This window comes from Clostridium puniceum (assembly GCF_002006345.1).
Lineage (GTDB): Bacteria > Bacillota > Clostridia > Clostridiales > Clostridiaceae > Clostridium > Clostridium puniceum.
This window is the reverse complement of sequence record NZ_LZZM01000179.1, coordinates 123201-132357: the sequence shown is the minus strand read 5'-3', so window position 1 is coordinate 132357 and position 9157 is coordinate 123201. Positions and strand designations below refer to the sequence as shown.

The window sequence follows — 9157 nt, the reverse complement described above, 5'->3', positions numbered from 1 at the left end:
AAAGTGAAGGCAAGCATTATTATATTGCTATGAGCCATGTAGCCAAAAAACTAATACGTGTTATTTTTTATCTTTTAAAAACCAATACCTCATTTGTTCCACAAATGTAATTCCTTAAATTTCCAAGCAACATAGTTGCTTTATTTGTCATGCACTTTTTTATTGACTAAAAAATATGATTTTTTTATTAACTTATATTGACTTCATATAGTTAGTCTCATGCATGTATTTAAATTTTAATATATATTATAAATGTATACTTCAATAAAACTATTTTATAGTACTTAATTCTGTTAGAGAATTAAAATTACACCATATATAATTTTTAAACTCCTTGTTTATTTAAATTAAAGTTATTTTTTACGTATTTAAATCTGTTTTAATTTTTAGAAATAACTCGTATTCCACTTTCACTAGCAATAATTACTTTAGTAATAACATTAATAAATAATGATGTTTCTATAGCTCCACAAATATTTTTTAGACTTCTATCTAGTTGAGCAATATCTTTCACTTAATTTATATAATCTATTAAATATGCTATACTTCTACCACTACCAAGACCTACTATTATTCCATCTTCTATATATTTCATATCTTCTTTAGCACAATTTTTCTTTAAATCATTATTATTCATTTTACAACACCTCTTTATATGTTTTTACATAATATAATAATTTATTCTTTGATTAATAGAATATATAAAAATAATTTATTTATAGATACATATCATTATTCATTTAAGCTTAAATAATCAAAATTTCGTATTTATTCTATATCGTAACAATATCACGACTTGTTTATTTCGTCAACAACCTCTTATAAGAAATTTATTTTCTTAAATTTCTTATTTTTTAATTTCCTAAAAACTATAAAACTAAAAAGGATATTTTAAAGTAGTTTTTAATTAACTTTAAAATATCCTTTTTTTCTAAGCTCTAAATGTACTTTACATATTTTTTAAGAATTTTACACATTGGTATACCTATTATTATGGCCATAACAATTTGTGTTATATCTCCAGGAATTGATGAAATTGGTGCTATCCAATTTCCATATAAAATTACTTCTGTAAGATAATATCCTGCTATCATCCAAGCTCCTGATACTATTAATGCAAAAATATTAACAATTATACTTTCTCCTTTTTTATTGTTACTATATGAGATAGCTCCTAAAATATATCCCATAATACCTCTTATTACGAAAGTAAATGGTGCCCAAAGTGCCCATCCTGATGATAAATCAAATATTGCCATTCCTACTGCTGCTGCAATAGCACCTTTTTCTTTTCCAAAAACTACTGCTGCTATAACTAACATTACAGTCCCTAAATGAACCAATCCACCATTTGCTGCTATTGGTAGTTTAATATTAATAAATGAGGTTGCTACAAATATTAATGCTGTTAGTAATGCTGTTTCAACCATATCTTTTGTTTTAAATTTACTTTTTCCTTTGATTAATTCCATAATTTTGCCCCGCCCTTATATATTTTTAATCTCTTCCAATTTATAAATTGCTTACTCAATTTATTACTAAATAAATCTTTTAATCACTTATTAATTTACTGTTTCAAATACTTATTAAATAATTTAACTAAATCTTTGTCTGTTTTAAATTCTAAATCTTTTAACCCTTTGTCTATTATATTTAACGCATAAACTATTTTTTCTATTCTTGCATTTTCCCCCATATGACCTATTCTAAGAATAATATCTTCATATGGTTTCAAGGAAGTAATAATTAAAGTATTATATTGATTTAGTATGTGATTTTTAAGCTTTAATGCTCCAATATTTTCTGGTATCTTAACTGCAGTTACTGTATTAGAAAATCCCTCTTCTAAAAACAAATTAAGTCCGTATTCAACCACAGCTTTTCTTGTTGCTACTGCTATTTTTTCATGTCTATCAAGTACATTTTCAACGCCTTCTTCTAGAATGTTATCACAAGCCTTACTTAATCCCATAATATCACTTATAGACATTGTATATGGAAACCACTTATCAGTATAATAATTTTCCCAAATATTAAGATTGCAATAAAATCCTACTACAGGAGTTTTTCTGTTTTTCATTACAACTTTTGCGCTTTCACTAATGCTTACCATCGTTAATCCAGCTGGAGCTGAAAATGCTTTTTGAGATCCACCTAAAGCTATATCGACTTTCCAATCATCAACTCTTATTTCTTCTCCACCCATTGCAGAAACAGAATCAACAACTGTTAATATTCCATATTCATTTAACATTGGACATATTTTTGATAAATCATTTAAAACCCCTGTTGGTGTATCGCAATGAACTATTGTAGCATACTTAAAATCATGATCTGCTTCTAAAAATTTTCTTAGCTTCTCTACATCTATAGCTTTGCTGTAATCATCTGAAAAATATACCCCTTCTCCTCCATACATTAAAGCAAAGTCTTTAAAACCTCTCCCATAAATCCCATTATCTAAAACAAGCACTCTATCATCAGGTTCAGTAAGAGATGCACATGCTGCTTCAAGTCCTAAAATGCCTTCTCCACTTAATATATACACTGGATTATTTGTATTTATTATCTTGCCTATCTTATCACAAGTATATTTATAAAATTCTACAAATTCTAAATCAATATCTGGATTAGTAGTTGCTTTAGCTCTTTCTAATCTAACATTTTCTCTTACACTCGTTGGCCCTGGAGCATAAACAAACTTATCATTCATAGTAAAATTTCCTTCCTTTGATATTACTTTAATTTCTCAAAAATAAGTTTTGCAAATACTTAATACAAATAAAATATCACATAAAATAAAAGTAGTAAATTGTACGGATACAATCTACTACTTTTATCATTATTTATTTTTAGATGATCCATTAAACACATGGTTATGTTTAAGATTATTATTAATAAATACGTACTTTTTTTGAACTAAAAAACTAAATAAAAAGAGAATTGACTCTGTCATAATTTTAGCTATCACCAAGTTAATTCCTATAGTGCATAAATAATTTAAAGTTATATAATTCATAAACATTAAAACTAATGCTAACAGCACATATTTATGAAAACATATTTCCTCATTTCTTATATTACCTTTTGAAAAAACATAATTTTTATTCATAATATAATTGAATGAACCACTACAAATTCTAGCGCCTGCAACTGCTAAAAATAAATTTGAAGTAAGAAGCTTAATAAATATTAGCAAGCTAAAATCTAATAAGGCTGATAATATAGATGAAATTCCAAATTTAAAAAATGGCATATATATCTTTATAGAATCTTTTAATGGATTGAAATGAGATGATTTATTATTTTCTAAATATACTGTATTAATAGGAGTTTCTTTTATTTCATAACCACTTTCTTCTGCTTCTAACAACATATTCATTTCATATTCAAATCTATCTCCTTCAATACTGCAAAGCCAAGGAATCATGTCATTTGAAAATCCTCTTAATCCTGTTTGAGTATCTATAATCTTCTTTCCTTTTGCTAACAAAAATACAATACTTGTAAGTTTATTCCCAAAAATACTTCTAAACGGTACTTTACCTGTAAAATGTCTTGCTCCTAATATTATTTTACTCCTGTTTACTTTAACCTGATTCATTATTTTCATTATATCTTCTGGTAAATGCTGACCATCGCAATCTGCCGTTACAATTTCTTCTGCTTCTTTCCAATCGCTTACTATATCAAAAGCTGTTTTAAGAGCTCCTCCTTTTCCTTTATTATTTTCATATCTAACTACTACTGCACCTAATTGCTCTGATTTTTCAAAAATCCAACTATATTTTTCTCCGCTTCCATCATCTACAATAAGAATTTTACTGTTGCATTTTTCTTTTAACTCGCCTACAAGTTTAATCAGTTTTTCATCTGGCTCATATGCTGGAATTATAATAACCATTTTCACTCAACTCCTTTTTATATAATATTTCAATTTTTTCTAACCTTCTAATTACATAACTTACTTTAATATCTATATATTTCAATAAAAAATCTACAAAAAGTAAGCACACAGTTGCAAATTTTATTAAAGAATATTCTTGCAACAACATCTATATAAACTTCTCTATTATTTAAAGTAGAGAATATCACTAATTTCTCTTTCTTGATTCTTACCTAGTGGATTATTAACTACCCTTCCCATAAAATACATAGTTGATGAACCTCCACCATCTAAGTTATATGCATCCGTACATCCAAGCTCTTCAAAAACCTTTGAAAATTCATTAAGTGTCATACCTTTGCTGTAACCTTCTTTTCTACCATCAACTACTACAAATACATAGTGATTAGATGAAATTATTCCGACTCCTGTTCGTGGATTTGAATTTTGAATAGATGAGTTTCCCATATTCTTATCTATTTTCACACTCTCAAAGTTTGTTATAGCTTTACTATTTTCTACAAGCGTAGGCCCAAATGAAAATGTATTTATAACTCCTTCTGAAATTAATTCTTCTGCTGATGTATTAGTTTCATCGTATGTTTTCATAGTTCCGTCTTCATAAAAAGCTAAACCTTCCCTTGCTGGCGTGTCTCTATATACCACCCCATTTCTAATTAAAATTCCGTCTTCACGAAATCCATAGTAATCACCATTTATAGCAAAAACCGCATCATTATTCTCTGCTATACTTGAAGTTGCCTCAATAATATTTCTTCCAAATTTATTTTTAGCAAAGGCTGTATATAAATCAGAAGATTCTTTAACTTCTACGTCTGCTACATAATAAGTAATCTTATTATTACCGCTTCCGCTTTCAACTTTTTGTATGTTTATTTGTAAATCATCTCTCGTATAATCCCAATCGTCGTATGTAGCTTCACTTTTATCTATATTACTAGTGCTTACATCTGCACTTGTTTTTATGTTGCTCTTCAGTGAGACTGGAACTTCCTCTCTTTCTATTAAATATCTATACGCTAAAGAAAATAAAATAGCAGCTATAATAATTACAGTTGAACTTAAACTTATGATAATCTTTTTCTTTTTAGTCAATATTCAAAATCTCCTTTTCAAAAATGAATTTAGTACTTGAACTTATTCTACTTGCATTATCTTAATGTTAGCTTAATAAGATGATAGACTTTCTAATGCAAAATTTATTTGATTTATAACTGCTTTCATTTGTTTTGAAGAATTAGCTATATAACTAGTCATATTATTAAGGAATTCTGCATCTTTTTCATACTGAAGATCTGTATCTTTAAGTAATTCATAACTTGCCTTTACACTACTTTCTAAATATTCCAAAACTGCTTGACCACTATTTGAAAAATATATATTTCTTGTTTTGAAATGAGTTCTTTTTATACTTTGCTAAAAGTTCACTACTTTTTTTAGATAGAGATTCTATTTCTTGAGTTGTTTCATCCATTTCACTTTTATCTATTTCCTCTTTATCAAGGTAATTTAATTAGATCTGTACGCATCGTTAAATAATTTTATTTCATTTAATGTTTCTATAGGTCTGAGATTATATTCATACATTAATTTTCCACTAGTATTTAATTTATCCATATTATATATTCCTATAAGACCAACAATTCCAGTACATATAGCCATAAATATAAATAATAAAATTAATTTATATGCCATCTTAAAATTATTAAAATTTTTTATCATAAAACCATCCACCTTTCATAAATATCGTTTAAATATAATTTAATTCGTCAATATATATATCATTCTGCTATTTTTTTCCAATTAGTCTATTTTTCTGAATTTTCTGATTTTTATTGCATTTTTCTCCAACATTGTTGTAAAATATATATATAATACTTAAAGTATCCAATTTAAGGAGGGCGTTGTTATGGTTGAAGAAATGTTTTGTTATCAATGTGAACAAACTGTTGGTGGTAAAGGCTGTACTAAAATAGGCGTGTGTGGAAAAACACCTGAAATTGCAGCAATGCAGGATTTATTGATTTATCAATTAAAAGGAATCAGCATTTATGCCAAAGAACTTTTGGATAGAAATGAAAAAGTTGATGACTCAATAGCTATTTTTGTTGAAGATTCTTTATTCATGACATTAACTAATGTTAATTTTGATCCTGCTGCTCATATTATTATGCTAAATAAATCTCAAGAAATTAAAGAAAATTTGCGAAAAAAAATTGGTGATTCAAATATATCATCTGATTATGCACTTTATGATTTAAATTCTTCTAAAGAAGGACTTCTTGAAGATGCAAAAAAAGCCGGCATAATGTATGATGAAAATTTAAATCCAGATATTCGTTCTGTTAGCGAAACTATAAAATATGGGTTAAAAGGGATTGCTGCTTATTCTCATCAAGCAAGATTTATAAATTATAATAGCAATGAAATCAATAACTTCTATTTTAAAGCTTTAGCCAATCTGACTGATGATACCCTAACTCTTGAAGATTTAATTAAAGTTTTAATTGAAACCGGAGATATGAGTGTTAAAATTATGGAACTTCTCGACACTGCTAATAACACGGTTTACAATTCACCAGTTCCAACAAAAGTTAATGTAAATATTAAAAAAGGTCCATTTATAATAGTTTCTGGACATGATTTAAGAGATTTAGAAATGCTCTTACATCAAACAGAAGGAAAAGGAATTAATATTTACACTCACGGAGAAATGCTTCCTTCACATGGATATCCAGAGTTAAATAAATATCCTCACTTAGCTGGTAACTTTGGTAGTGCATGGCAAAATCAACAAAAAGAATTTGATAATATACCTGGCTGTATTTTAATGACAACAAATTGTTTAATGAAACCAAAAGATTCTTACAAAGACAGAATCTTTTCAACAAGTGTTGTTGGCTTCGAAGGAATTAAACATATAGAAAAAAATCAAAATGGATATAAGGATTTTTCTGAAATTATAAATAAATCATTAGAATTAGGTGGATTTAAAGAAAATGAAGAAATAAAAGAAATCTTAGTAGGTTTTGGTCATAAAGCAACTTTAAGCCATGCTGATGTAATAATAAATGCTGTTAAAGATGGAAGCATTAAACACTTCTTTTTAATAGGTGGCTGCGATGGTGCAAAACCTGGAAGAAATTATTATACAGAATTTGCCGAAAAAATTCCTAAAGATTGCATTATTTTAACTTTAGCTTGTGGAAAATATCGCTTTAATAAAATTGACTTTGGTGAAGTTGCTGGTCTTCCAAGATTACTTGATGTTGGGCAATGTAATGATGCTTATTCAGCAGTTAGAATAGCTTTAGCTTTAGCCGATGCATTTAATTGCAACATTAACGAATTACCTTTATCAATTATACTTTCTTGGTATGAACAAAAGGCTGTAGCTGATTTATTAGCCTTACTATCATTAGGTGTAAAAGGAATGTATCTTGGTCCAAGCTTACCTGCTTTCTTAACTCCTAATGTATTGCAATTTTTAATTGATAATTTTAATATTAAACCAATCAGTACTGCCGATGAGGATTTAAAACAAATATTAGGATAACATTTAATTAGGACAACCCTATTTGATAAATTAAAATAGCATTAACTATGATGTAATAAAACCAATCAATCATAGTTAATGCTATTATTTTGCACTTATTATTTTTATATTTTAACTAAATAAAAATCCTTTTTTATTTTCCACTTTTTATTAATCGTATCTTAATTATCACTCTTGAATCAATTGTCTTTATTATAAATGCACCATTATACACTTTTAAATATTCATTTATTACATTATTATTGATTATTTCAAGTGCTTCTAGACCATTCGAAACAAAAAAATATTCATAATCTGCATCAATAAGACCACGTCTTAAAGCATTTAAAATATTTTCCTCATCATCTACAAATAGAACTTTCCCCATATTCACCCACATCACCCTCTTAATTTCTTATTGGAAATTTAAATGTAAATACTGTCTTTTTGCCTGGTATGCTTTCAACATTAAACTCTCCATTATACTTTTTAACTATTATGTCATACGAAATACTTAACCCAATTCCTGTAGCACTGCCAATTTCTTTGGTTGTAAAAAACGGATCAAATATTTTATTAATTACGCTCTCTTCTATACCAGGTCCATCATCAGAAATACTGCAACATACCATATCTTTTTCCTTAAAGGTCTCTATAATAATCTCTCCATCTAGTCTGTTTTGACTCCTTATGGCTTGCAAAGAATTTGTAATTAAACTTAGCATAACCTGTCCCATTTGACTTCTATTGCATAGTATATTCGGTATTACACCATATTTCTTTTCTATTCTAGCAACATTTTTCAAATCATTATTTAATAGTAAGATAGCCTCGTCAATAATTATATTTAAATCATTTAAAATCATTTCATCTTCAAACCCTGTCTTCGCAAAGTTTTGAAGACTCTTTACAATTTTAGAAACACGATTTACACCATCTCTTGAATCACTAATAATTTCTTCAAGTTCTTTAAGAACAAAGTTAACTTTTAATTTCGTTTCTAATTCCTTTAAATTTGTTATTATTTCATTAATCCCATTTATCTTCATTATATTATTGTTTGATATTACCCTTTGAACAAGTTCTTTATATTCTGTAATCATTCTCTGAATTCTTAATACAAAGTTTGAAAGCACTTCCAAATTGCTCCCAATATATCCCAAAGGATTGTTGATTTCATGTGCTACTCCTGCTGCAAGCTCTCCAATGGCTGCAAGTTTTTCTTTTTGTATCATATGAAATTGAGTATCATTTAAAGTTTTATTAAGTTCTTTTAAATCTTTGTTTTGCTTTTTTATCCTTTCAAACATTTCCTTAAGCATTAGAGCATTATTTCTTGTTTTTACAGCAGCCTTGAATCTTGCAAAAAATTCAACATCTTTAATTGGTTTATTTATATAATCATCAGCGCCATATTCAAAACATTTTTTAAAGCTGTTACTATCAGTAAGAGATGTTAACATAAGAATTTGAACATTATCATATTCTGGATTTGACCTTAGTTGCTTTAAGACATCAATTCCATCCATTCCTGGCATTACTATATCAAGAAGAATAATATCAAAATTATTCTCATCCATTAGTTTTTTAACTTCTAACGGGTTATTACAGCTAGTAACTTGGTACTCTATACTAGTCTCTTTTATAAAATTATTTGCAACAGTAAGATTAAATCTATCATCATCAACAACAAGTATTTTCATACTCTCACACTC

General features: G+C 27.4%; 11 protein-coding genes. 1 reads left to right on the top strand and 10 read right to left on the bottom strand.

Translation table 11 applies throughout. The features are described from left to right. Nucleotides 1-379 precede the first annotated feature (379 nt). The 8 genes from CLPUN_RS29240 to CLPUN_RS15145 form a co-directional block, all read right to left on the bottom strand. Nucleotides 380-514 carry a sugar phosphate isomerase family gene (locus CLPUN_RS29240; protein WP_278281662.1) on the bottom strand — a complete coding sequence of 45 codons (135 nt, stop codon included), beginning with the start codon at nt 512-514 and terminating at the stop codon, nt 380-382. Further along, nucleotides 515-637: a hypothetical protein gene (locus tag CLPUN_RS29235; RefSeq protein WP_278281661.1), complete on the bottom strand. Its 123-nt coding sequence runs from the start codon at nt 635-637 to the stop codon at nt 515-517. Between the two features lie 301 nt (nt 638-938). After that, on the bottom strand, nt 939-1472 hold the full coding sequence (locus CLPUN_RS15170) for an ECF transporter S component (protein WP_077848094.1): 534 nt from the start codon (nt 1470-1472) through the stop codon (nt 939-941). Between the two features lie 95 nt (nt 1473-1567). Further along, the gene (locus CLPUN_RS15165) at nt 1568-2713 is read right to left on the bottom strand and encodes a pyridoxal-phosphate-dependent aminotransferase family protein (RefSeq protein WP_077848093.1); all 1146 of its coding nucleotides are present in this window, start codon (nt 2711-2713) and stop codon (nt 1568-1570) included. 129 nt (nt 2714-2842) lie between these two features. Further along, nucleotides 2843-3904, bottom strand: coding sequence for a bifunctional glycosyltransferase family 2/GtrA family protein (locus CLPUN_RS15160; protein ID WP_077848092.1), 1062 nt, complete (start codon nt 3902-3904; stop codon nt 2843-2845). A 168-nt stretch (nt 3905-4072) separates the two neighbouring features. After that, a complete protein-coding gene (locus tag CLPUN_RS15155; RefSeq protein WP_242954147.1) occupies nt 4073-5002 on the bottom strand; it encodes a phosphodiester glycosidase family protein in 930 nt (309 codons plus the stop codon). Between the two features lie 72 nt (nt 5003-5074). After that, a complete protein-coding gene (locus CLPUN_RS15150; RefSeq protein ID WP_077848090.1) occupies nt 5075-5257 on the bottom strand; it encodes a hypothetical protein in 183 nt (60 codons plus the stop codon). Between the two features lie 159 nt (nt 5258-5416). After that, nucleotides 5417-5629, bottom strand: coding sequence for an MCP four helix bundle domain-containing protein (locus CLPUN_RS15145; RefSeq protein ID WP_077848089.1), 213 nt, complete (start codon nt 5627-5629; stop codon nt 5417-5419). A gap of 187 nt (nt 5630-5816) precedes the next feature. On the opposite strand from CLPUN_RS15145, the gene hcp reads away from it, so the two are divergent. Continuing rightward, complete coding sequence (gene hcp / locus CLPUN_RS15140; RefSeq protein WP_077848088.1) at nt 5817-7463, top strand: hydroxylamine reductase; 1647 nt, start codon at nt 5817-5819, stop codon at nt 7461-7463. Nucleotides 7464-7596: 133 nt separating this feature from the next. On the opposite strand, the gene CLPUN_RS15135 is transcribed toward hcp, so the two are convergent. Beyond that, nucleotides 7597-7836, bottom strand: a complete 240-nt coding sequence (locus CLPUN_RS15135) for a response regulator (protein ID WP_077848087.1) — start codon at nt 7834-7836, stop codon at nt 7597-7599. 13 nt (nt 7837-7849) lie between these two features. Then, the gene (locus CLPUN_RS15130) at nt 7850-9145 is read right to left on the bottom strand and encodes a response regulator (RefSeq protein ID WP_077848086.1); all 1296 of its coding nucleotides are present in this window, start codon (nt 9143-9145) and stop codon (nt 7850-7852) included. Nucleotides 9146-9157: the final 12 nt, after the last annotated feature.

Coding starts and splice junctions, on each gene's coding strand:
- CLPUN_RS15145 (WP_077848089.1), bottom strand. CDS start 5,629: ATGATAAAAAATTTTAATAATTTTAAGATGGCATATAAATTAATTTTA.
- CLPUN_RS15170 (WP_077848094.1), bottom strand. CDS start 1,472: ATGGAATTAATCAAAGGAAAAAGTAAATTTAAAACAAAAGATATGGTT.
- hcp (WP_077848088.1), top strand. CDS start 5,817: ATGGTTGAAGAAATGTTTTGTTATCAATGTGAACAAACTGTTGGTGGT.
- CLPUN_RS15165 (WP_077848093.1), bottom strand. CDS start 2,713: ATGAATGATAAGTTTGTTTATGCTCCAGGGCCAACGAGTGTAAGAGAA.
- CLPUN_RS29235 (WP_278281661.1), bottom strand. CDS start 637: ATGAATAATAATGATTTAAAGAAAAATTGTGCTAAAGAAGATATGAAA.
- CLPUN_RS15160 (WP_077848092.1), bottom strand. CDS start 3,904: ATGGTTATTATAATTCCAGCATATGAGCCAGATGAAAAACTGATTAAA.
- CLPUN_RS15130 (WP_077848086.1), bottom strand. CDS start 9,145: ATGAAAATACTTGTTGTTGATGATGATAGATTTAATCTTACTGTTGCA.